General features: G+C 32.5%; 26 protein-coding genes and 1 riboswitch. Of the genes, 3 read left to right on the plus strand and 23 right to left on the minus strand.

What is annotated here, in order from left to right; genetic code table 11:
• Positions 1-185: 185 nt before the first annotated feature.
• From dut to AAGD20_RS03135, 14 genes are all read right to left on the minus strand, one after another.
• Positions 186-635 carry a dUTP diphosphatase gene (gene dut, locus AAGD20_RS03070; protein WP_410520914.1) on the minus strand — a complete coding sequence of 150 codons (450 nt, stop codon included), beginning with the start codon at positions 633-635 and terminating at the stop codon, positions 186-188.
• A 55-nt stretch (positions 636-690) separates the two neighbouring features.
• Positions 691-1,119, minus strand: coding sequence for a hypothetical protein (locus tag AAGD20_RS03075; protein ID WP_094649195.1), 429 nt, complete (start codon positions 1,117-1,119; stop codon positions 691-693).
• A 381-nt stretch (positions 1,120-1,500) separates the two neighbouring features.
• Complete coding sequence (locus tag AAGD20_RS03080; protein ID WP_094649194.1) at positions 1,501-2,484, minus strand: polyprenyl synthetase family protein; 984 nt, start codon at positions 2,482-2,484, stop codon at positions 1,501-1,503.
• A 142-nt stretch (positions 2,485-2,626) separates the two neighbouring features.
• A complete protein-coding gene (locus tag AAGD20_RS03085) occupies positions 2,627-4,420 on the minus strand; it encodes a palindromic element RPE2 domain-containing protein (protein ID WP_341749340.1) in 1,794 nt (597 codons plus the stop codon).
• Between the two features lies 1 nt (position 4,421).
• Positions 4,422-5,924, minus strand: coding sequence for an Npt1/Npt2 family nucleotide transporter (locus AAGD20_RS03090; RefSeq protein ID WP_341749341.1), 1,503 nt, complete (start codon positions 5,922-5,924; stop codon positions 4,422-4,424).
• A gap of 144 nt (positions 5,925-6,068) precedes the next feature.
• Complete coding sequence (gene tmk, locus AAGD20_RS03095) at positions 6,069-6,695, minus strand: dTMP kinase (RefSeq protein WP_341749342.1); 627 nt, start codon at positions 6,693-6,695, stop codon at positions 6,069-6,071.
• Positions 6,685-7,716 (minus strand): cell division protein ZapE, encoded by a 1,032-nt coding sequence (zapE, locus tag AAGD20_RS03100; RefSeq protein ID WP_341749343.1) that lies wholly within the window; start codon positions 7,714-7,716, stop codon positions 6,685-6,687. Before zapE ends, tmk begins: the two co-directional genes overlap by 11 nt.
• Positions 7,717-7,738: 22 nt before the next feature.
• The gene (locus AAGD20_RS03105; RefSeq protein ID WP_341749344.1) at positions 7,739-8,749 is read right to left on the minus strand and encodes an Rpn family recombination-promoting nuclease/putative transposase; all 1,011 of its coding nucleotides are present in this window, start codon (positions 8,747-8,749) and stop codon (positions 7,739-7,741) included.
• A gap of 76 nt (positions 8,750-8,825) precedes the next feature.
• Complete coding sequence (fdxA, locus tag AAGD20_RS03110; RefSeq protein ID WP_094649188.1) at positions 8,826-9,146, minus strand: ferredoxin FdxA; 321 nt, start codon at positions 9,144-9,146, stop codon at positions 8,826-8,828.
• Entirely contained in the window at positions 9,143-9,844 is a 702-nt protein-coding gene (locus AAGD20_RS03115; RefSeq protein ID WP_341749345.1) for a heme ABC transporter permease, read from the minus strand. Before AAGD20_RS03115 ends, fdxA begins: the two co-directional genes overlap by 4 nt.
• 29 nt (positions 9,845-9,873) lie before the next feature.
• On the minus strand, positions 9,874-10,053 hold the full coding sequence (locus AAGD20_RS03120) for a palindromic element RPE2 domain-containing protein (RefSeq protein WP_094649186.1): 180 nt from the start codon (positions 10,051-10,053) through the stop codon (positions 9,874-9,876).
• A 93-nt stretch (positions 10,054-10,146) separates the two neighbouring features.
• Complete coding sequence (rsmA, locus tag AAGD20_RS03125) at positions 10,147-10,980, minus strand: 16S rRNA (adenine(1518)-N(6)/adenine(1519)-N(6))-dimethyltransferase RsmA (protein ID WP_341749434.1); 834 nt, start codon at positions 10,978-10,980, stop codon at positions 10,147-10,149.
• The gene (locus AAGD20_RS03130; protein WP_341749346.1) at positions 10,980-11,867 is read right to left on the minus strand and encodes a hypothetical protein; all 888 of its coding nucleotides are present in this window, start codon (positions 11,865-11,867) and stop codon (positions 10,980-10,982) included. Before AAGD20_RS03130 ends, rsmA begins: the two co-directional genes overlap by 1 nt.
• A gap of 25 nt (positions 11,868-11,892) precedes the next feature.
• The gene (locus tag AAGD20_RS03135; protein ID WP_341749347.1) at positions 11,893-14,034 is read right to left on the minus strand and encodes an LPS-assembly protein LptD; all 2,142 of its coding nucleotides are present in this window, start codon (positions 14,032-14,034) and stop codon (positions 11,893-11,895) included.
• Between the two features lie 556 nt (positions 14,035-14,590).
• Between AAGD20_RS03135 and AAGD20_RS03140 the strand changes: the two genes are divergently transcribed.
• Genes AAGD20_RS03140 through AAGD20_RS03150 form a run of 3 tightly spaced genes read left to right on the plus strand, consistent with a single transcriptional unit; the run spans position 14,591 to position 16,570 of the window.
• Positions 14,591-14,695 carry a palindromic element RPE2 domain-containing protein gene (locus AAGD20_RS03140; protein WP_239832648.1) on the plus strand — a complete coding sequence of 35 codons (105 nt, stop codon included), beginning with the start codon at positions 14,591-14,593 and terminating at the stop codon, positions 14,693-14,695.
• Between the two features lie 22 nt (positions 14,696-14,717).
• The gene (gene lgt / locus AAGD20_RS03145; RefSeq protein ID WP_341749348.1) at positions 14,718-15,512 is read left to right on the plus strand and encodes a prolipoprotein diacylglyceryl transferase; all 795 of its coding nucleotides are present in this window, start codon (positions 14,718-14,720) and stop codon (positions 15,510-15,512) included.
• Positions 15,491-16,570, plus strand: coding sequence for a class I SAM-dependent methyltransferase (locus AAGD20_RS03150; RefSeq protein WP_341749349.1), 1,080 nt, complete (start codon positions 15,491-15,493; stop codon positions 16,568-16,570). The genes lgt and AAGD20_RS03150 overlap by 22 nt, the downstream gene beginning before the upstream one ends.
• Positions 16,571-16,701: 131 nt before the next feature.
• Here the strand turns inward: AAGD20_RS03150 and AAGD20_RS03155 are convergent, their stop codons facing one another.
• From AAGD20_RS03155 to AAGD20_RS03190, 9 genes are all read right to left on the minus strand, one after another.
• Positions 16,702-17,463, minus strand: a complete 762-nt coding sequence (locus tag AAGD20_RS03155; protein ID WP_341749350.1) for an ABC transporter ATP-binding protein — start codon at positions 17,461-17,463, stop codon at positions 16,702-16,704.
• 4 nt (positions 17,464-17,467) lie between these two features.
• Positions 17,468-18,241 carry an MlaE family ABC transporter permease gene (locus tag AAGD20_RS03160; protein WP_094649179.1) on the minus strand — a complete coding sequence of 258 codons (774 nt, stop codon included), beginning with the start codon at positions 18,239-18,241 and terminating at the stop codon, positions 17,468-17,470.
• The gene (locus tag AAGD20_RS03165) at positions 18,231-19,331 is read right to left on the minus strand and encodes an alanine racemase (protein ID WP_341749351.1); all 1,101 of its coding nucleotides are present in this window, start codon (positions 19,329-19,331) and stop codon (positions 18,231-18,233) included. Before AAGD20_RS03165 ends, AAGD20_RS03160 begins: the two co-directional genes overlap by 11 nt.
• Positions 19,332-19,340: 9 nt before the next feature.
• Positions 19,341-20,249: a ribose-phosphate diphosphokinase gene (locus AAGD20_RS03170; RefSeq protein WP_341749352.1), complete on the minus strand. Its 909-nt coding sequence runs from the start codon at positions 20,247-20,249 to the stop codon at positions 19,341-19,343.
• A 198-nt stretch (positions 20,250-20,447) separates the two neighbouring features.
• On the minus strand, positions 20,448-21,221 hold the full coding sequence (locus AAGD20_RS03175) for a thiamine diphosphokinase (RefSeq protein WP_341749353.1): 774 nt from the start codon (positions 21,219-21,221) through the stop codon (positions 20,448-20,450).
• Entirely contained in the window at positions 21,211-21,363 is a 153-nt protein-coding gene (locus tag AAGD20_RS03180) for a hypothetical protein (protein WP_341749354.1), read from the minus strand. Before AAGD20_RS03180 ends, AAGD20_RS03175 begins: the two co-directional genes overlap by 11 nt.
• Positions 21,360-21,476, minus strand: a complete 117-nt coding sequence (locus tag AAGD20_RS07090) for a PQ-loop domain-containing transporter (protein ID WP_410520906.1) — start codon at positions 21,474-21,476, stop codon at positions 21,360-21,362. The genes AAGD20_RS03180 and AAGD20_RS07090 overlap by 4 nt, the downstream gene beginning before the upstream one ends.
• A riboswitch (TPP riboswitch) is annotated at positions 21,463-21,567 on the minus strand. It overlaps the preceding gene by 14 nt.
• 11 nt (positions 21,568-21,578) lie before the next feature.
• Positions 21,579-21,758, minus strand: a complete 180-nt coding sequence (locus tag AAGD20_RS03185) for a palindromic element RPE2 domain-containing protein (protein WP_341749355.1) — start codon at positions 21,756-21,758, stop codon at positions 21,579-21,581.
• 514 nt (positions 21,759-22,272) lie between these two features.
• Positions 22,273-22,785: a hypothetical protein gene (locus AAGD20_RS03190; RefSeq protein WP_341749356.1), complete on the minus strand. Its 513-nt coding sequence runs from the start codon at positions 22,783-22,785 to the stop codon at positions 22,273-22,275.
• Positions 22,786-22,933: the final 148 nt, after the last annotated feature.

The raw sequence follows: 22,933 nt of genomic DNA on the forward strand, positions 1-22,933 counted from the left end.
CTATTCCTATTATTATTCCGTATATATACCATAACTACCAAACATTGCACGAGTAGTGATTTGACCAAAAGGTGCTAGTATATCTTTAATATATTCAATAAATTCATTACTTTTCATAATTAACCTATAGGTTGATTTGTACGAAAAACCACCATAAGGGTTACTTATTTTTGCAGAGTGACTATTTAAAACTTTCCAGTTGAACCAAATCCACCAGAACCTCTAAGAGTTTCATCTAACGAATCCACCTCGTCCCATAATATCTGCTCATATTTAGAAATAACCATCTGAGCAATCTTCATGCCACGCTCAATTACAAAATCTTCTTTAGCATGATTAACTAAAATTACTTTTATTTCACCACGATAGTCGGCATCAATTGTACCAGGTGCATTAAGTACGGTAATGCCGTGTTTTAGTGCTAAACCTGATCTTGGTCTGATTTGAGCTTCTAAATGACTAGGCAATGCTATACAAATTCCTGTAGGTACTAACTCTACTTGTTGTGATTTTATAGTTATAGGCTCAATATTTGCTGCCATTAGATCCATACCACTACTATGCTGGGTAGCATAACCAGGCAAAATATCTACAGAATGTTCTAATTTTTTAACTTTAATGTTCATAAAGATGATATTTTAAAATAACATTGATCAGGTTGACTAGGAAGCAATCTCCTAGGATTCAGCTTTACTTAACCATATTACCATTGGCATCATAAATCTCGATTTTTTCAAGTTTATCTGCCTCTTTATATGGATAAGTAACCCTAACTGTAATATAACCTCGATTATTAGATATAGCGCCTTCAACTGGAGTACCTGCCACTTCCCATATTCCAAGAGTCATAACGTCAAGCACTCCATGTCCAGCAGCTCTTAAATAATTCACACCAGATTTTCTTGCTATAGCCCTGTATGTTTCTATATATTTTCCATTTTCCTCTTGATGACGATCAACTATTTCCATACCATGAGACAAAAAACAACCTTTCATTTGACATTTCCTTATATCTGATACGGAAACTCCCTCATTAGAAGCCGCTTTGTAGACAGAACAGCTAGATAAAATTATCATCACAATGAAAAGACAACTATTAATTTTATATTTACTAAACATTCTTTGCTCTTTATGGGGTAAAGTATTAGTCTTATCATTTAGTAATATAGTCAATTGATGAGAAGTTGGTAACGTCGTCGCTCCATAGCATAGGTGTCAGTTTAATAAAATAATAATTGAGAAACCGTCATTGCGAAGAGACCTTAAGGTCAACGAAGCAATCCAGAAAAGTAACCAAAAATGGATTGCCACGACCACTACGTGGTCTCGCAATGACGGAAAAACTATCTAAAACCCGCTCTACCTTATAACTTTTAACAGTTTTGACCTATGCACTCCATCGTTCCTGCTACCTAATTCTCCTGAATTAACTATACCAAAGAATAAATTGTAGCAAAATCTGCATTATATGTCAATATTCATTATATTTTGATATCCTTTCTAATAAGACCTATTTAAAGTAAATTCTAATAAAGAAACTAAATGATCTTTATAAATATTTTGTATAGGGATTTGTTTTAATAAATTACTAGCTTCATTGTTAATCGCTGCTAAATAGTCAATAATTTGCTGCTTAATACAATGTTCTATCATCAATTCTCGTATTAGTTTAAACTCACTTTCAGTTCTATTATCTGCCTTAATCATTTCTTGAATTTTTAACTGCCACTGATCATCAAGCTTTTTATATAAGAAAATTAGTGGTAGAGTTATTTTCCCTTCTGAAAAATCATCGCCTATATTCTTACCAATATCACGACTATCCCCTAAATAGTCAAATAAATCATCAATGATTTGAAAAACATTGCCTAGAACTCTACCAAATTTTTGTAAAATTTCACAAATTTCATTAGATTGACCAGAAATAATTGCTCCTGCTTCACAAGATACGCCAAATAATTCTGCCGTTTTTGCCATAATTATTTCATTATATTCTGTTTCGTCAATAATTCTCCGCTGATTCAATTTCACCAATTGCGAAACCTCTCCTTCTGATATAATTGCTGAAGCTCTTGATAAAGATTTCATGGCTTTAATAGATTTTGTATCGACCATTAGCTGAAATGATTGGCTAAATAAAAAATCCCCAACTAGAATACTAGCCTTGCTATCCCAGATAACATTAGCAGTAGGTTTGGATCTTCTCATGGTACTCTCATCTACTACATCGTCATGCAATAAAGTTGCCGCATGAATAAACTCTACAGCCCCAGCAAGCTTTATATTATCTTCCCCTACATAACCAAACATTTTGCTAGTTAAAATTGTTAGTAATGGTCTGATTCTTTTGCCACCAAATTCCAGCAAATATTTACCTATTACGCTAACCAGCTCCTCTTTGGTAGCTAAGCGGGTTATAATAAGCTTATTTAATGCAGAAAGTTCTGGGCTTAAGTCTTTATGTATTATTTTTATAGTATCCAATTTACGTCTCTATTTTTTATTTTATGATTTCCGTACGCTTGTTCCTATCATTCCCCCTTCTCCTTGCCATTCTTAGCAACGGCGGGAATCTAGATACCTGATTTCGCAGGTATGGCACTAAGCCAAGCAGGGAGTCAATTTACTATGGCGTAACGCTATTCGGATCATTATAGACTTCCTGCCAAAAATCACTATCAATCTCCAAAAAAGGTTGAATCATTAATTGTTTTAATAATTTTTGATGTTCATTGAAATCAGGCACTAGCTCTTGTATTCTTTTTGTTATACTATAGTCAATTGATAAGGAGTTGGTGACGTCGTCACTCGTCGCTCGCCTATTACTTATAGGCGTCGCTCCATCGCTCCTAGCACCAACTCCTCCTGAATTGACTATATCACCAACCCGTATTTTTTCCGAGGCTTTTTTGTATAATGCTAGATAATATAATGGTAAAAATTTATCAAGATCGACAGTGCCTATTTTTCCTTTTTCTATATTATTGGAATCTAATTTATACTCAAAACTTATGTCCCCTGAGTTAGAGTCAGGATGATCTGATACGGTTTTTAGAAAATAATTAATCCCCTCTTTGTATACAATACGACTATCTTCAGAAAATGTTTTAAATCTACCTAAATTTAATAAATAATTGGTGATAATATCAGTTACCTTTAAATAATTATTAACAACCAAGAGTCCATTAATATCAAAATTGCCAAATGAATTTAGCTTGCATTCACTTGACAAGCGGAATCCAGTATTATTAGAAAATAAACTAAGGTTATGTATTTGAGCTCTCATTACATCGTTTATTCTAGCAAAAAAATTTACATCTAAATCAAAAATATATTGATGATTTTCTAATTCAGTTAAATTGAATTTATCTTTATTATTGTTAACATACTCTAACTCTTCCATTAACGATAAATTGTTAGGCAATGCTGATATATACGGCAATAAATACTGGATAGAATTTAATATATTATCGGAAAATCCTGATTTCAAATCAATTGTTGATTCAACCTTCAAATGGCTAGCACGATGACTTTCTTCCTCTTTATTTTGATATAACAAACTAGTCAAAGAGTCTTGGACATTGCTTGAAAATTTGCTGGATATCATTTTTATTTCTAAATCGTTAACAAATTCACTATATATAGATTTATTTGTTTTTATATAAAACTTACCTTCAAAACTAAAAGGCATTGGCCAAGCAAATCTATATAATAAAAGACCAGCTGGCACCCTCCTGTTGATAAGATTACTTTCTAAGATGTTTGTTGAATAACTAATATTTAATTTTTGCGGCACATTATTTTTAAAATCTTCTAGATCAGTATAATATTTTTTCTTTTCCAGTGAGAATGAAATAGCTGTATGATCTTCATCATATAGTTTTTGCTGATCAATTAAATCAAAGATTTTGGTTTTGTCAGATCTTAATTCCAATTCTTTAACAAAATTGATAATTTCAAACGGATCTTTTTTTTGTATAAAAATCTTAAATAACTTTAAGCTCAAGGGAATTTTTGCTGTAAAAGAATAATTATCACTTTCGAATTTTGCCCCAAATCCTGATTGAATAGGTTTATAACGACCCGTTGCGTTACCAGAATAGGTGATGAAGCAAACTTGTTTTAGTAAGTCATAACCTATATAAATCGGAGTATGAAATTCAATTATACTATTCTCCCCCTCTTCATACCAGCCAATTACTTGAAAGGCAATTTTAAATGGAAAGCCATAGCTGGTAATTTTATTAAACTTAACGAAATATTTTTGTTCATTATCTACCGTATTAGTAGCGATATAACGATTACTATATTGCTGATTGATCTTACCAGCTATAGAACTAATAATTAAGAACCATGAAACAGTATAAATCAAAAGGGTTGCAGCAATTATCACTGATATATATATTAATGTTTTTCGCATGCTAATTACATAATTTTACATATTCACGGTTTAACTGCACTATATCCCAAAACCATAAAATAACTATCATAATAAACATTATTAGTAAATAAACTACTATTGAATCACATGTGGCAGTAGGCACTATTATGAATATAAAAGACTGAATAAAAGCTCCTAGAGACTTACCAAATTTGGTACTAATAACCTCAGCAGCAGCTTTACCTTTTGTTCGAAGTTCTAATGATAAAGGAATATATGCCATTTCCTTTGTTGAATCAAATAACGAATATTTAGTTGATTTACTTAAAATATTTTGTATCCCTCCAATAATTACAGCAGCATAAATTGGATTAAAGTCTTTAATACCACAACCTATATCTTCTGAGAAAATAACAAAAATGAAAAACATTAAACCAGTTATCGAAAACATCAAAGGTGTTAATAATGCTGAAACTAACCAAGTAAATTTCCTAATCACATTACTGCCAACTACCATAAAAGTCACGCAGGAAATTCCCATCCAAATATTAAACCTGCCCATAAAGTTTATATAATCTAACGTATTGGGATTAAGTTCTCTTACTTTAGCTTTCCACGGACCTTCCACTATATTAGTTAGTGCTCCATAACAAATTATCAATAAAGCAATGCGTCCAACATATTTTGAGCTAATAATTAGCCTGATACTATCCAGAAGTGGTAAAGAGGTTTTTGCCTGTATTTGAGTTACTTTAAAATCAGCCATTAATCCCTTATCATGCAAAATCAGATAATTAATTAACCTAAATAACAACATTGAAATTATACCGGCAAATACTATTATAGACATAATTGGTTGTAACATTAGTTCTGAATTATATTGTAAATCTTCATCTATTATCATTTGGGTATCGGATATCTCTTGTACATTTGAGAAAGCTACTAATACATTACCAGCTACAATTAAGCCAACATTGCCTACCATTCCTAAAATTGGATAAAAACGTTTTGCATTATTTGTATCAAAAATATTATTAGCAAATTGCCAAAACATTAGGTTAATAATTACGGCACTCCATAATTCTGCACAAACATACATGATAGCGTAACTCCATTTACCCATTATCTTGATAAACCACCGAAAATTAGGATACAAAGATACTAAATGTTCTATCTGCTCAGTATTTGGATGATAAAACTCCTGATTAGGATAAATGACATAGGCAAATATCAGAAAAAACAACAAAAAGCTTGAAATTATTATATAAAAAATATATTCAAAACGGATGTGATTACTGAGCTTTACATATAATATAGCGAATAATATAGAAGATGGCAAAACAAGCCAGAGTTTTAGAAAACTGATAACCTCCGCTCCCATTGATGGCACAACTAATCCGTCTTTAACAGACCTCAGAGCCCCAAAATTAAAAAGAACACAGAGCATCATTAATGCCATAGGTAGAAAAAGTTTCAACTCCTCCCTCTCTATTGGCCAAATGATTTCCTGTATTTTAGAAAAAATATTTTTGAATGGTAACATTATTATTACACAAAGAATTACCTAAAGATAGAGGCTATATTTCATATATGGTGAAGCTGCACTAGCACTTTTAAAGCTCTATGATAATAAAGTCAATGAAAATTAGCATATTTCTCTATTAACAAAATTAGTTACGTGACAAAATTATATAGTTTTTTCAAGCTTTCGTGTGAGCATCACTACAATTATATCATGAATTTCGTTTGCACTAAGATCTGCAGCGTTTATTTTTACTATTCTATCTGGAAATTTATCTGATATATATTGAAATTTATCATAGACTTTTTGATGAAATTCAATATTCTTACTTTCAAATTTATTATTATTACCCCTTGCCCACGCCCTTGCTAAAGCAATATTTGGCTCTATATCAATAAAAAAGGTAATATCAGGCATTACAGGTGATATTAGAGATTTATGAAGGTCATAAACTAAATCAGTACCTACCTCTTGCCCTTGATAACAAGCCGTAGAATCCACAAACCTATCACAAATAACTGAGACCCCAGAATTGAGTTTAGGAATAATCCTTTTATGAACATGTTCGTAACGTGCCGCCATAACTTGCAGCAATTCTGACATAGGTAATAAATCTTGATAAACTAAAATGTCACGCATTTTCTCAGCTGCAATAGTTCCGCCCACTTCATGTGTTAAATCTGTCCGGATATTTTGTGATAATAAATACTGGTGTAGCATATCACTCTGGGTAGATTTACCACACCCTTCCCCACCTTCAAACGTAATAAAATTACCGTTTTTAATTGACATAACTACCACTATTCATTTCATGTAACCTTGAAATAGTTCTCTTAAATTCATTACTACGCAAACCATTCTGATATATTTTTATGGGTTCATCTTGTAAAGTCATAAATAGTACCACCTTATAAAAATAAGCATTATCAACAAAATTTATAAACCTAACAGCTAAATCTGTATTATCAGAACTTATTATACGAATATTTTCTACTATTATAATAGAAAATTTTTGACAAATATCTACATAATCAACATAACCTAATTCTCTTACAAATAGCTCTTCAAAATCTGTTACTAATATTTTTTCGCTAGCCATGTTAAAAGATATTTTCCGTCCGAAAACAGCAATATCCTTAGGAACTAGCTGGTTATTATTATTTAACTTGCCAATAAGTTGCTGTATCTCGAATTTATTATGTTCATTAATTGGATATATTATGCGTCTGCTAGCCGTTTGCATAATTTTATCTAATCGATAATCATGATCACTATCTAAGTACATGACTTCAAACCTTTGATAAATCTCTTTAATTATTGGCAAAAAAGAATTTCTTTGTAAACCATCTTTATACAAATCTTCTGGTTTGGTATTACTGGTAATGAAGATAAATACCTTACATTTTATCAGTTCAAGAAGTAGCGGTCCTATTATCATAGCATCAGCTATATCTTTAATTTCAAACTCGTCGATACATATTACTGCTGCTTGTTTTGCATAATTTGTCGCAATGCTTTTTATAATATTATTTTTAGACTTTGATTTGTCTTGTAACTGATAAATATCTTTATGTACCGATTGCATCAAATTCTGGTAATGGATCATTAATTTCTTAATTTGCAATATTTGAAAAAAATGTTGCATTAATACAGTTTTGCCATTACCTACATTACCATATAAATAGATACCTTGTTTTGCTAATAAATTACCATTAAAGAATTTCAAAAATGACTTATCTTCAATTTGCTTAGCAAAATTCTTAATTCTACCTAGCAGAAATAACTGCTTTTTATCAAATTTTAATTCAGACAATCGATTACATTTTTGTTAAGGTTTATTCTTTTTTTAACGCTTCTATTTCCTTAATAGTTAGTTTTGTATATTTAACTATTTTTTCTATTGGCTCATTATCAGCTAACATTTCTTTCGCCATGGCTATAGTACTTTCTTTAATACCTTCAGCTTTTCCTCTAGCTTCCCCTCTAGCTTCACCTATAGCTTCACCTATAGCTTCACCTATAGCTTTTCCTTTAGCTTCACCTATAGCTTCACCTATAGCTTCACCTATAGCTTTTCCTTTAGCTTCAGCATCTTCAATTTGTTGCTGTTCTACCGCTAAATTATCAAAATAGGCTTTTGTTCTTTCCTCATAGGTGTTAAGCTCCGCTTCTGACCAGCTTGCTTGATCTACTGCCTCAAAGGCTCTTCTAATAATTTTATCCTTACCTATTAACTGCTCTATTTCGGCTAATGTTAATGTACTATCTCCTGCATGCTTAAAAAAGTACATCCACTTTTCCTCTGTAGTCTCTAGATTAGAGATAATTTTATTAAATTTCTTGAGTTCTAAAAAAACAAAGTAAAAATCTTTTAAATCATTGGCGTAGCTTTCTGTATCTAAAAGACGATGCTCTGACTTCCAATGTTTTTTATCGTCAAACATCACAAAATCTGCTATTGCTAAAAATATCACTCCTTTTAATTTAGCGTATACTGCCAACTTTTTATGGTTTTCATCCTCTTTGAGTATTTGCCTAGAATATGCTTTAGCTGCATAATATTGGGCTCTTTTCTCAAATCCTGGATGCTTACTTATCTGCATCTCTACGATGAATTGATTACCATGTTGATCTTTACATAACACATCAACTATAGACTTTCTGTAAATAGCAATATCAGGGTCTTGGATAGTTGGTAAAAACGTCACCTCAATTATTTTTTCACTTCCTTTACATTTGAGAATATCATTTAAAAAATGAACAAGTATATCCTTGTTCTTTTCAGTACCAAAAATTTGGCGAAAACAAAAATCATTTTTAGGGTCAAGAAATTTTGATAAAAACATATAATACAACCTCTTAATTCTATATTGATAACTAATACTATTTTATCATCTTCTCCACTAAAAATCTTGCAATAAATTAAACTTCACCCATATATTTTTCGAATTTATTTTTCTCGTTTTGATATTTATCTGCATCCGGTAGGGCTGGTTTCTTAACCGTAATATTTGACCATTTACTGGAAAAAAACTTAGCTCTCTCTATCCAGTCAATCAGCTGTTCTGATTCTGGCTTAATAGCTTTAACCGGACACTCACTCTCACATACTCCACAATCAATACATTCGTCGGGATTAATTACCAACATTAACTCCCCTTCATAAAAGCAATCGACAGGGCATACTTCTACGCAATCAGTATATTTACATTTTACGCACTCATCGGTAACAACATAAGTCATAAATTGTCATACTCCTTGAATTTAGCAATTAACATGCAAGATCTCAAACCCAATACTAATAGAAAATATAGTATAGCACTTATAAACATTAGCACTAAGGGTAATAACATAGAATTATCAATAGTCGGACTACCTAGCCTTAAAACGCTTGCTGGCTGATGTAAACTATACCAAATATTTACTGAAAATTTTACTATGGGAACATTGATAAAGCCAATTAAAGCAATCACCGAGGCTGGTTTTTCAGTACGGCTTATCCTATCACCACTATTCACCACCACGATATAGCTTAAATATAGTAAGAATAATACGAACATTGAGGTAAGTCTAGCATCCCAAACCCACCAAGTTCCCCAAATAGGCTTTCCCCATAATGCCCCTGTTACTATACTAATCATACAGAAAACTGCTCCAATAGGAGCACCTGCTACTGCCATTAAGAAGGACATTTTAGTTTTCCACACTAGGTTAGACAAACTACAAATAGCTATAAATGTATAAATACCTAGTGCCATCCAAGAAGCTGGTACATGAACATACATAATCCTAACCATATCACCTTGTTGGTAATCTGGTGGCGATACTATCAAAGCTTGGTATAACCCCAACCCCATTACTACTAACATTGCAACTAGCAATAATGGTAACATGGTTCGTACTAGCTTACTAAAAAAATAAGGATTTAATAATTTAAACATAAACATCCTAATTATGATTTTGTAGGGTATCATAGGACACAAGTGCCATTGCGAGAAGTCACTTTATAGTCAATTGAGGAGAAGTTGGTGACGTCGTCACTCGTCGCTCGCCTATTACTTATAGGCGTCGCTCCATCGCTCCTGCTACCCAATCCTCCTGAATTGACTATAGTGGTAACAAAACAATGGCAAGATATAATATATGACATGTAAATGCCATGCGTAAGATGAGTTATTCATTAACTTTTACTTTCGTTCTCTTTATCTTGAAAATGTGATATAAGGTCTATTGTCACTAACCTTTACTCTAAACATAATTTTGCTAAAGATAAATAATCTTGTGGTGATAAATTTTCAGATCGACAAAAATTATCTATTTTTAATTTTGCTAACAAATCTTCTATACACGAGGTTAGTGTCTTTAAAGATGATTTAATCATTTTACGTCGCTTGCCAAAGGCTAGTCTAGTTATTAACTCAACTTTTTCAATTAGTTCAGCTGTTAATGCATTATTGTTATAAGGTACGAGTTTAACTATAGCCGAGTGGACTTTTGGTGCCGGATAGAAAGCTTGCGGATTAACATCAAAGCATTTTTCAACAGAACAAAGTAACTGACATATTACTGATAATCTTCCGTAGGATTTTGTTCCAACTTTACCACATATTCGGTCTACAACCTCCTTTTGCAGCATTAAAGTCATGCTACTTATTAATGGTAATTTTTTTAACCATTTTATGACTAACTCTGTGCCTATTTGGTAAGGTAAATTTGAAATAATAGTTATTTTATCATGAGTTAAGCTTGATAGATCAAATTTAGTAGCATCCGAATGAACAATGTGCAAATTAGGGAACAGTTCTCTTATTTCCATAAGTAAAGGTATACATCTAACGTCAGTTTCAATAACAGTTAAAGATTTAGGGTTGCAGGCAAGAATAGCTCTAGTGAGTCCGGCTGTACCAGGACCAATTTCTAAGACCAAATCATTTTCTTGCAACCCACTAACTCGAACTATTTTATCACATAGGCTACTATCAAAAATGAAATTTTGACCATATTTCTTAATAGGAGCAATACCATGTTTGCTAGCATGCTTTGCAATTGAAGGTAAGGCATTTAAATTATTTAAGATCACAAAGGTAGCATTATTTTGATATATGCTTTCTTACGCATATCTTCAAAGTATTTTTGTGCTTTTTGTGACATTTTCTTATTAGCTAGCAGATTTACTACGTAATTATTTTCATCACTAGTAACATTAATCATCTTTTTGTCGCACATTAAGATTAATTTAAATCCGTCTTGCATCTCAAAAACATTACTTCTTTCTCCCATATTTAAATCTTTGAGAATTGTTTGTAGTGTAAAATCTAGAGTACTTAGATTCTGATTAATTACCTCTAATGTAGAAAAATCTTTATATAAAGATTCTTTGACATCAGAACAATTTTTAAGACGTTTTTGTAAATCACACATCTTATGCAAAGTTTTATCATCTTTATCTTGTGAAGTAAAAATCTGTGCTGATACTTCCGCATCTTTTGAATTTGTCGCTAATATTATATCATTAACTTCTTTTGCACTAATAGCAACTGATCTTGAAATACTAGATAAAATGTTCATTTTGATAATTTCGGCACCTATCTGGGATTTAAAATTATTAATATCTACAGATTTACTCTTCAAGAACTTTATTAAATGCCCTTTTGGCATTTTATTACGTTGCTCGATGGTTTCTATAGACTCATTTATCTCACTATCAGAACTTTTTTTACCGTTTACAGATTGATAAAGTAATACATCATCAATCATGCTGTTAATTGCCATCTTATCAAGTTGCTTATTTGTTTGAGAATCAGGATTAGGAATATTGTTAAGTGCCATGATCATGTGTTTTCTAGCTAGAAATTCATGTAAGGTAATTGGCTCATTATTAACTAATGCAACTATATTGGATAACTCTGCTTTTGCTATAGTTATGTTAAAAATGATGGCAACTAAACAAAATAACTTTTTCATATTTAACTTCTTCATAATTTTAGGCTCACATATTTAATATTTTTAGACCTACAGAAATAGTAGGGACGGCAAAAGTCTTTTTTATCCCCCTGCTATTATCTCCCATATAATTGTCTGAAAGTTTTCCTGCTATTTTAACACACTCATTCAAGTATGTCACCTGGATACTCTTAGAAAGAATATATATTTTATTTTTTGCCCAGTCTACCCTCATATCATAGGCAACTGACCAATTTTCTGCTAATTGATAAGTGAAGTTATAGTAAAGTTGTCTTACTTTATTATCAATTAATTCATTGGTAGAATAATATTTCTGTATATTAGAAATTTGTGCTAATCCAACAGTTAACTGAATTGCCTTAGAGTTAAGGGTGCCACCTAATTCATCTCTAATTGGCTGAAAATTCTTGCTTTTTCTAAATCTATAGAACAGCTCTATTGTATCAGAAAAATTACTAGAAATTCTGCCAACATTTTCAACATTATCAATAGATTTGTTATTAATAAGATTATTACTATAGGTCTGTCCTAGGAATAAACTAGAATAATTTTGCTCTGAAAGTATAGAAGAATTAATACCATAACTTAATCTATTGCCAAATTCATGATAATCTATACCACTATAGCGATTCGAACTGAATATATTATTTTCTGATAGTTCATATTTTGACGGATCGATAAAAGAAAATTTCTTATTAGAATTATTTTTACGTCCAATAGTTGCTGATATAATTGGTTCAACAAATAGACTAGCTTTATCAAAGATTGAGCCAGCTAATGGATAGTGCCAAGTAGTTTGAATTTCTGGTATATTTCTAGCAAGAACCTTGTTAGCCCTAGAATTATTTGGATATAGGTGATTAATAAAATATACATCTGATCTATTCCGTAAGGTAACATTAAATAAATGACCAGATGAAGTTAGGAAATTGTTATCTACTGCCAATTGCAATGCAGCTTGCCCTAGTTCTCTACCACTTCTTTCTTTATAGATTAGTGCATTATTCTCAATAACTATGCTAGTAGTTTCATCGTCATTTAAAGGTATGACATTCTTGGTTCTAACCTTAGGAAAAATTAATGGACTGGTGCTACTAGAATCATTTGTTCCCAATCCTTCAAAATACATCCCTTCCGTTAATAAGTAATTGTAATTATTGACATGTTCTAAATATAACTTGGAAGTCAAATATGGAGTATAATTATTATAATAATTTTTTAAGTAAGCTTTATCAGAAGTACGTTGCAACCTAAATCCATATCGATAATCGTTTTTGGTGAAATCACCATTGCTTAATATATAATATGAATTTACCTTAGTGTTTTTTATCGTTATCGCACCATTCTTTAAGGAGTAGGGTACTTTGCCATAATTAGCCTCTAAAGATATATAATCGCTTTTGTTTGGTTTGTAACGAGCTTCTAGTTCAAAAATTGTATATTTTTCCCAAAAAATCCTAGGGGTTAGAGTAAAATCTAGATTAGGTTTAGCTCTATAATATAATGGTATCCTTAAAGAGCTATCCTGTATTCCAGGCATCAATATTCCTGATTTTGCAGGAGCCTTAGGTGTTGGATGAGAAAAATAGGGTGTATAGAAGATTGGAATACCATATACCTCAAAAAATAGATGCTTATAAACCATTATGTTCTTATTGAGATCTACTTCAGTATTTTTGGCAGAAATTTGCCAAATAGGTTTTTGGTTACATAGTATTTTACATGGAGTAAAGGTACTATTATGCAAACGAAAAACATCTTTATTGACTCTTTCCGCTAATTTTGACACTAAGAGATTATTATCACCAAGATATAAAATAAAATCTGAAATTATCCCCGCCTTTAGCTTATCTTTTAATACGACAAATTCTCCCAAAATAACTCTATTTTGTTGATCTGTAATTTTAACATCATCCTCAGCCCAGAGTGTATCTTGTTCTATATCGTAAATCAAAGAATTGGCTGTTAAAAAATAACTATCTAATATAATTTGAACATTACCTTTAGCATAAATAAATTGTTCCTTTTGGTTATATTCGATATAATCTGTTGACAAAAAGCTAAACTGTTTATTTATTCCTTGCTGTTTAGCTTGTGCCGAACTACCAATTGGTAATAAAATAATAATTTTAATAGTAATAATCAATAAATTGCAGAAAATTCGCATTTAGAATAATTTTTGAAGTAAGATGGTAAATATATCATGTATACATCAAATTTGATATATTTATATAGCTAACCAGATTAGTATTACTCCACTATAGTCAATTGATGAGAAGTTGGTGATGTTGTTGCTCATCGCTCCTGCTACCCAATTCTCCTGAATTGACTACACTCTTATCCTTAGATAATTTTAGTATATACTAATTATGATATGCACTAAGTATTTTATGAAAAATATTTTTATTATTTTTATTGACTCATCTTACGCATGGCGTTTAAAAGTCATATAAAAAATAGCTTGGCGTCATTGCGAGAAGCTACTTTAGTAGCGACGAAGCAATCTAATGAATGTGGATTGTTCGACCACTACGTGGTCTCGCAATGACGGAAAAGCTATCTAAAACCCGCTCTACCTTATAACTTTCAACAGTTGTGGAATCTAAGACCCCTGCTTACGCAGGGGTGACACAAAAATGGACAATTGCTTCGTCGTGTTGTGGTTTCCGCACTTTTCGCAATGACACCTAAGATTTTTTCCTACTATAGTCAATTCAGGGGAATTGGGTAGCAGGAACGATGGAGCGACGCCTATAAGTAATAGGCGAGCGACGAGTGACGACGTCACCAACTTCCCATCAATTGACTATACTGCTTGCAATCGATAAAGTCTGTGTATATAATAAACTTATGCTCTTTCCAAATATCAATCCTGTTATTTTTTCTATCGGATCATTTACCGTTTATTGGTACTCCATGGCTTACGTTTTGGGTATATTAGTTGGGTGGTTCTATGCTTACAACATTATAAAAAAATTCAAACTTAGTATTACCACGGAAATTTTCGAAAATTTTATTACTTGGGTTACTTTGGGCATCGTAATAGGTGCTAGATTAGGTCACGTGTTACTATATGACCCTATTAAATATTTTTTTAACCCTATTGCCATTTTCAAAACCTATGAAGGCGGTATGTCCTTTCATGGTGGTATTATTGGTATAGCCCTATCATGCTATTTTTTCTGCCGCAAATATAAAATTAAATTCTTTTGTTTAGGTGATATAGTAGCTACAGTTGGTCCTATCGGTTTATTTTTAGGTAGAATAGCCAATTTTATTAATGGGGAATTATATGGCAGAGTGACTACAATGCCATGGGGAATGATTTTTCCAAATAGCGATCTACAACTAAGACATCCCAGTCAACTTTATGAGGCATTTTTTGAAGGAATTATATTATTCTTAATTCTAGCTTACACCACTTTTAAATATAAAAGTATAAATATCTATAGTTTAAATTCTGCTATATTTCTAATATTTTATTCGGTATTTCGAATTATTATAGAAATGTTTCGTGAACCAGAAGATTGCTATGCAAGTCTTATTTTTAACAATGTAACTATAGGGCAATTTTTATCACTACCTATGCTAATAATGGGGATTTATTTAATAATACGAATTAAATGCCAGTCGACTCCAAAATAAGAAAACTTATTGAGCAAAATGGTAGTATTAAGCTTGATGAAATGATGCTCCAAGTAACATCTGTAGCCCCTTCTTCCTATTACCAAAAACAAGATAAGTTGGGTTGCTTAGGAGATTTTACAACAGCTCCAGAAATTTCTCAGCTTTTTGGTGAAATGATAGCTTTATGGACTATTGACCAATGGTATAAAATGGGTTGCCCACAGAAAACTAATTTAGTCGAATTGGGTCCTGGGCAGGGAGTGTTAATGCGAGATTTGCTAAATGTTGCTAAATTAGTTCCAGAATTTTACCAATCTCTCTCTATAGAATTAATTGATATTAATCCTCATTTTATCAAAAAACAAAAAACAAACCTAAAGTTAACAGGTCTGCCTATCAAACACTATACATCCATACAATATATATCTAAAATTCCTTCTATTATAATAGCTAATGAATTTTTTGATGCTATGCCAATTAAGCAGTATATTAAAAGCAAAAAGCTTTGGTACGAGCTAACACTTATTATTGACCCAGCTGATGGTAAGATTAAATTCGATAAGATAGAGGTTAGTAAGGAGTTACAGCGTTATTTACTGCAAGAACACTCAAACGCACATGATGGAGCAGTAATAGAAGAATCACCTAAATCGTTAGAAATCGTAAAATTTATCAGTAAGCATATAATGCAATTCAGTGGGACTAGCTTAATTATCGATTATGGTTATGATATAGATCCAATAAAGAGGACGCGTAACCAATATAACCCTACTTTACAAGCGATAAAAAATCATAAATATTACCCACTACTTGAAACTTTAGGAGAAGCCGATTTATCAGCACATGTTGACTTTTATGCCTTAAAGACAGTAAGCAGAAATATAGGAATAAATGTGTATGGATCAATAACTCAACGTGATTTCTTAATTAGCAATGGTATATTATTACGAAGTCAACTATTACAAAGTAAATTACCTATTATAGAGGCAAATATCATAGCAAAACAAGTTGATAGACTAATTGCTCCCAATAAAATGGGACTATTGTTTAAAGTATTGCACCTTGTACAGGAGTAACAGCAGAGAACGCCTATTACTTATAGGCGTCGCTCCATCGCTCCTAGCCCCAAACCGCTACATCAATCATCTCTTCTAATAATTTATATTCAAGCATACGCTTCTTCAAATCATTTGCCTATATCCCTATACTAAACCTCAATTGGTCCAGTAGTTAAACCATTAACAAATTGTTGCAAATAGGGATTATCACTATTTTTTATCTCATCTTTTGTTCCAAACCATAAAATCTTCCCTTGATAAATCATAGCAACCTCTTTAGCTATCATATAAGCACTATTCATATCATGGGTTATGGTAATGGTAGTAGCTTTTAGTTCTTCTTGAACTTTAATTATTAATTCATTAATAACATTAGCCATGATAGGATCAAGACCGGTAGTTGGTTCGTCAAGAAAAAGAATCAAAGGATTACCACAAATAGCCCTAGCTAAAGATACTCTTTTCTGCATCCCCCCAGAAAGTTCAGATGGATAAAGATTGAGTATCTTACTAGATAAACCTACCGAATTAAGTTTAGATGCCGCTAACTCTTGTTTATTTTTGGGAGATAATTTATACAATTTTTCAGCAAAAAACGTAATATTATCTTGAACAGTTAGAGAATCAAATAAAGCTCCACCCTGGAATAGAAAGCCTATAGTTTCCATCATTTTAAATCTATCTTTATTTGAGATATTGACAGTCTCTACCCCATCAACAACTATACTACCTTTATCAGGCTGTATTAACCCAACTATCGTCTTAATTAGTACTGATTTACCACTTCCCGAACCGCCAAGGATTACTATCGAACTATCCTGCTTTATGTCCAAGTCTATACCGTCAAGTACCTTTCGGTTACCGAAAGATTTATATAATGAACGTATTTTTATTTTTGATTGGTTATTCATAACTTTAAAAAAAACATGCTGTTATTAAGTAATTACTGATTAAAATCAGCACCGAAGAACTTACTACCGCCGAAGTTGTAGCAGTTCCGACTCCTTTTGCTCCTGTTCCAGAGCAATATCCGCTATAGCAACTTATTATTGAAATAATAAAACCAAAAGCCGCTGCTTTTACCAAACCAGAAATAACATCTATTGATTGTAAAAACTTAAAGCTATTTACCATATAACTAGAGCTATTAAAATTAAGCTTATAAACACTTACCAAATAGCCACCCATTACTCCTAATACATCACCGATTAATACTAAACATGGTAAGGTAATAACAGCAGCTAGCACCCTTGGCAAAACTAAATATTTTATTGGATCAGTTGACAAAGTATAAAGAGCATCTATTTGTTCCGTCACTCTCATTGTAGCTATTTCAGCGGCAATTGATGCACCAACCCTACCAGCCACCATGAGACCTGCAAGAACTGGTCCAAGTTCTCTAGTTATTGACAGAATTACCACCGTAGCTATTGAACTTTCAGCCGAGAAACGAGAGAAACCTGTATAACTTTGTAATGCCAGTACAGCCCCAGAAAAAAAGGTAGTCATCGCAACAACTGGTAGGGAGTAAAAGCCTATAGATAACAACTGCTTGAATAGTAAGTTGCCATATAAGGGACGCCTAAAAATACTAGTAACTACCGCTATAGTAAATAGAGAAAAAGCTCCTATAGTTTTTGCGAAAGCAATAGTATGTTTGCCGAATAAATTAACTATCTTAATAATCATTTTTATATACTCTCTTATATCTGTCACCGAGCATGGTAAGAATTTCATAACCAATGGTGTTTATTACACTAGCTATTTTATCTGGGGTACAATAATCCCCTATAATCTCCACTTGTTGCCCTAAAAATATTTCATTTGGTGGTAGTTCAGTAACATCAATGGTAATTAAGTCCATCGATACTCCACCAACTACAGGAGCTAAGTAGGAACCAATACAAACTTCTCCACAATTGCTAAAAGCTCTAGAATAACCATCAGCATAACCAAGAGGCAAGGTAGCAATCAATCTATTACGCTTTGTTTTAAAAGTCATATTATAACCAATATAACTTTCTGGCGGTAATTCTTGTAATTGTATTATCGGAGCAGTCAGCCTAATTGGGTTATGCATCGGATTTTTCGAGGAAATTCCCAAAGGATTAAGCCCATATAATGCCGCACCAGGACGTATTAAGTCAAAATGATATTCTTGTCCTAGAAATATACTACTAGAATTAGCTAAGCTAGCTTTAGCTGTTGGTAAATAGTTTAGATAATATCTAAATTTTGTTAATTGTTGTAAATTATAAGGATTATCCGCTATTTCAGAGGCAGATAAATGACTTATAACATATTGTAATTCAAGACCAGATAATAGGCTAGGGTTATCTATGATACGTTGCATCTCTATGTCAGCCATTCCCAAACGATGCATACCAGTATCAACATGGATTGTACAACGTAATACTTGTTGTTTTTTAGCAGCAAACTTTTGCCATATGGCAATTTGTTGCAAACTATTAAGTACCGGAATTAAGTTACTATTACCAAATTCCTCAACATCATTGTAAAATACACCATGAAACACAAAAATATTAGGTTTCGCTCCTAACGCTTTACGTAATTCCACCCCCTCATTAACTGAGTTTACAAAAAAATTCTGACAATTCTCCATCTGTAATGCTGGTGCGATAATATCGGCTCCAAGTCCATAGCTGTTAGCCTTTACCACAGCAGCAATTTTTGAATTTTTGCAAATTTCAGAAATAATACGATAATTAGTACGAATTTTTGCTAAATCTATTTCAAGAGTACAACGAGCATTGTGCATAATAAAATCCTAAATCCTCATAATCTTGTCATAATCTTGCATAGGTTGTAATGCTGCTACAATAATTGGAGTAACGGATATTATATGAAATTTAGAAGGTAAATCAGTAGTTTCTATAGTATCGGTTATATAGATGTTCATTATATCAGAATTCTCAATATTTTTCTTAGATGCCCCAGAAAGCACAGGGTGAGTCACAAAAGCATCAACAGATAATGCTCCTACTGCCATTAATAGCTTAGCCCCCTTGCAAAGGGTTTCTCCACTATCAACAATATCATCAATTAATAAACAATGCTTGCCTGAAACGTTACCTATTATTTCTGACATTTGGCATTGATCCGTGCTATCCCTGCTTTTATTAATAACAGCCATGTTGATGTTAAAAAGCTTATTAACTGCACCTATACGTACAAAACCACCAATATCTGGAGACACAATAATAGCATTATTATAGTTCTTAATAATCGGAGCAAATAAACTGATTGGCTCAAGATTTTGTATAGCAATTTTAAAAAACCCCTCTAATTGCTGCGAATGCAAATCAACAGTTATTATGCGATCAACCCCAGCAATTTCCAACATATTTGCTACCAAACGAGCAGGGACTGGAGAAAAATTATCATATCTACGATCTTGGCGACTATAGCCCAAATAGGGTATAACCGCAGTCACTTTTGAGGCTCCTGCTCTTTTTACCGTATCCACTAATAATAAAAGCTCCATTAAGTGGTTATTAGTTGGTCTAGAAGTAGATTGCACTATAACAACATCACACCCTTGTACGTCCTCAAGGATTTGTACTTTTGTCTCACTATCGTCAAAAGTTGTAATGTAAGTTTCCACATATTGACAATTTAGCTCCTTAGCTAAATGTCTAGCTAATTTTTTGTGACTAAGACCTGCAAGAATTTTCATGCTAATTAATATAATTTATCAAACTCATCGTAGTATATACTAATTATGATGTGCACTAAGCATTTTATGAAAAATATTTTTATTATTTTTATACTAACCTAAATATCCTTACTTTATAAGTCATTGCGAGAGGGCGTAAGCCTCCGAAGCAATCTATTTTAATCGTTTTTCTTGTCGGCACTAATTCAGGTTAATTGACTATATAATATCACTTCCATAATCTTTCATTTTTTCTAAATAAATCATTACCAATGATAGACCACTATGTACCTCTATAGAAACAGTTTCGCAAATAGTTCTATTAAAAGAAGAATTAGTACCCGGAAATGACATCTGATAATGCTCTAATTCCCATTTTAAGCCTTTAGTAGAAATTTGTGCTGATGAAAATCCAAGTAATGAGATTTTGGTATCTACAGACAATGTAAAAACCCTAGTCTCTCCAGCCTTAATTACGTACCCTACAATAGACGGTGCATAAAAAATGCTACCATTTTTAAGAAAAATACTAATATTATTTAATATATGATCAATATATCCTCCACTCATTCCTACAATTATAGCTGGTAATAGATTTTTATTCTCAAGATATTGTAGAGATTTTTCAAAATCACAGCTGTTCTGATCTGGTACACGAATTACTTCAGTATAGTCAATTGATGAGAAGTTGGGGACGTCGTCACTCGTCGCTCGCCTATTACTTATAGGCGTCGCTCCATCGTTCCTAGCCCCAAATTCTCCTGAATTGCCTATAGTATACAGTAAATCGACTTTTGCAGAATCTAAATCACCAATCACAACTTTTGGTATTATACCAATCTTGTACAAAGAATTTATTGCTCCATCAGCAGCTATAATAGGCAAGCCAATGTCAAAAAATGACTTATCAGGCAAGTCACCATTTAAAGCCAATATAGAATGGTATAGACCGATATCTATATGTTCATAAAAAGCTCTGTATCTATCTTGCATCGTAGTAACATTTTTGAATAATAGATATTATACTGATTATGAGTCCGGCAACATTGCTAAGAACGACAAATATTGAACCTTGGCAATAGCCATGAACAATCCATGCAACTGAGCAAATAAGGTAATTTACTAGCATCATCATAGATATATCATGTGTGTGGATTTTGTTATATATGCTTTATAGACCTGCGGCAATAGACCTATCAGAGATGTAATTAAGGCAATATAGCCAAAAAATTCTTCAATACTGTACACATTTCCCTCCGTTTGTATTAACAATATCAGGTTCAAAGGGTTGTTTATTAACTCTCAGCCTTAGTCTCCTATGGCACCCCTAATGTGAGTAAAATTATATATTTAAAGTAGATTAGTTGTCAAGATGTTTACAACAGTATCATTTGAGATTTGAGGGCTATAGTCAATTGATGAGAAGTTGGGGACGTCATCACTAGTCGCTTGCCTATTACTTATAGGCGTCACTCCATCGTTCCTAGCTCCAAATTCCCCTGAATTGACTATATCTTTCAAAAATGTCATTGCGAGGGGGCGTAGCCCACAACTGTTGAAAGTTAGAAGGTAAAGCGGGTTTTAGATAGGTTTTCTGTCATTGCGAGACCACGTAGTGGTCGTGGCAATCTATCTTTGGTTACTTTTATGGATTGCTTCGTCGACCTAAGGTCTTTCTCGCAATGACGTTGACCACATACGATTTTTAAACTATCCGGTCTAAAACCGCTTCCTCTTCTAACTTTCAACAGTTGTGGGGCGTAGCCAACGAAGCAATCCAATAAGTGTGGATTGCCACGACCATTACATGGTCTCGCAATGACAGATAACGTCATTGCGAGGAGCTACTTTAGTAGCGACAAAGCAATCCACAGAATAAATTTTATGGATTGCCACGCTCACATACATTCGCTCGCAATGACTCTTGGTGATCAGATTTTTTCACTCATCACAAGAAAATAGCAAAAAAATCGTGAACGATCATATCTAAACTGCAACTGTAGTCCTAATTCAGAGCGATTATTGACAAAGGTTTATGATTAATCTATACAGAGGTTTCACTCCATTGATTATCATTATTTCCTATAATCTCAACAACATCTTCTTCCTCTATAAGTCCAAGCTGAGTAGTAAGGTCTGTATTGTTAATAGCATGATTAATAGGGAAGAATAAATTCTTTATCTGTGACAGTTCAGAACTATCTTTACACTTACTCAAGATGTCATTACGCTCAGCTATATTTGCCTCCTTAATTACCTTAAGATAAAGTACTGGTAAAGATTTTAGAGGTAATAGTTCATTACGCAGAATAGTAATAATATGTTTTATATGATCTAATTCATCTCCTATTTTTCTTAACTTCATTTCATGTAAAACACATAATATCTTTTTTACTTGATCATCATACTCTGGTGGTACAGAACCTGTTACTTTAGCTAAATGATTTGAGAATACTGAATTTTTTGATAGCTTATTAAAGAATTCTATAGTAAACGAATCAAAGAAGGAATCATAGATAAGATTGAACACTAAATTGTTTATTCGATTTTTACTCATTGGTATATCTCTATTAATTAACTCACATAAACCTCGTAGCAATTTAAAAATTGCCAAAAAGTACAAGACGTCTATTAGCGAGAAGGCATAAACCAAGAAGCAATCCATTTCTAATCACTTTCCTGGATTGCTTCGTCGGCTACGCCTT

The organism is Candidatus Tisiphia endosymbiont of Sialis lutaria, from assembly GCF_964026535.1.
GTDB lineage: Bacteria > Pseudomonadota > Alphaproteobacteria > Rickettsiales > Rickettsiaceae > Tisiphia.

Bases quoted from the DNA above. Each gene is read 5' to 3' on its own strand.
- AAGD20_RS03075 (WP_094649195.1), bottom strand. From the start codon at position 1,119: ATGTTTAGTAAATATAAAATTAATAGTTGTCTTTTCATTGTGATGATA.
- AAGD20_RS03085 (WP_341749340.1), bottom strand. From the start codon at position 4,420: ATGCGAAAAACATTAATATATATATCAGTGATAATTGCTGCAACCCTT.
- AAGD20_RS03090 (WP_341749341.1), bottom strand. From the start codon at position 5,924: ATGTTACCATTCAAAAATATTTTTTCTAAAATACAGGAAATCATTTGG.
- tmk (WP_341749342.1), bottom strand. From the start codon at position 6,695: ATGTCAATTAAAAACGGTAATTTTATTACGTTTGAAGGTGGGGAAGGG.
- AAGD20_RS03105 (WP_341749344.1), bottom strand. From the start codon at position 8,749: ATGTTTTTATCAAAATTTCTTGACCCTAAAAATGATTTTTGTTTTCGC.
- fdxA (WP_094649188.1), bottom strand. From the start codon at position 9,146: ATGACTTATGTTGTTACCGATGAGTGCGTAAAATGTAAATATACTGAT.
- AAGD20_RS03115 (WP_341749345.1), bottom strand. From the start codon at position 9,844: ATGTTTAAATTATTAAATCCTTATTTTTTTAGTAAGCTAGTACGAACC.
- AAGD20_RS03120 (WP_094649186.1), bottom strand. From the start codon at position 10,053: ATGTCATATATTATATCTTGCCATTGTTTTGTTACCACTATAGTCAAT.
- AAGD20_RS03130 (WP_341749346.1), bottom strand. From the start codon at position 11,867: ATGAAAAAGTTATTTTGTTTAGTTGCCATCATTTTTAACATAACTATA.
- AAGD20_RS03135 (WP_341749347.1), bottom strand. From the start codon at position 14,034: ATGCGAATTTTCTGCAATTTATTGATTATTACTATTAAAATTATTATT.
- lgt (WP_341749348.1), top strand. From the start codon at position 14,718: ATGCTCTTTCCAAATATCAATCCTGTTATTTTTTCTATCGGATCATTT.
- AAGD20_RS03150 (WP_341749349.1), top strand. From the start codon at position 15,491: ATGCCAGTCGACTCCAAAATAAGAAAACTTATTGAGCAAAATGGTAGT.
- AAGD20_RS03155 (WP_341749350.1), bottom strand. From the start codon at position 17,463: ATGAATAACCAATCAAAAATAAAAATACGTTCATTATATAAATCTTTC.
- AAGD20_RS03160 (WP_094649179.1), bottom strand. From the start codon at position 18,241: ATGATTATTAAGATAGTTAATTTATTCGGCAAACATACTATTGCTTTC.
- AAGD20_RS03165 (WP_341749351.1), bottom strand. From the start codon at position 19,331: ATGCACAATGCTCGTTGTACTCTTGAAATAGATTTAGCAAAAATTCGT.
- AAGD20_RS03170 (WP_341749352.1), bottom strand. From the start codon at position 20,249: ATGAAAATTCTTGCAGGTCTTAGTCACAAAAAATTAGCTAGACATTTA.
- AAGD20_RS03175 (WP_341749353.1), bottom strand. From the start codon at position 21,221: ATGCAAGATAGATACAGAGCTTTTTATGAACATATAGATATCGGTCTA.
- AAGD20_RS03180 (WP_341749354.1), bottom strand. From the start codon at position 21,363: ATGATGATGCTAGTAAATTACCTTATTTGCTCAGTTGCATGGATTGTT.
- AAGD20_RS03185 (WP_341749355.1), bottom strand. From the start codon at position 21,758: ATGACATTTTTGAAAGATATAGTCAATTCAGGGGAATTTGGAGCTAGG.
- AAGD20_RS03190 (WP_341749356.1), bottom strand. From the start codon at position 22,785: ATGAGTAAAAATCGAATAAACAATTTAGTGTTCAATCTTATCTATGAT.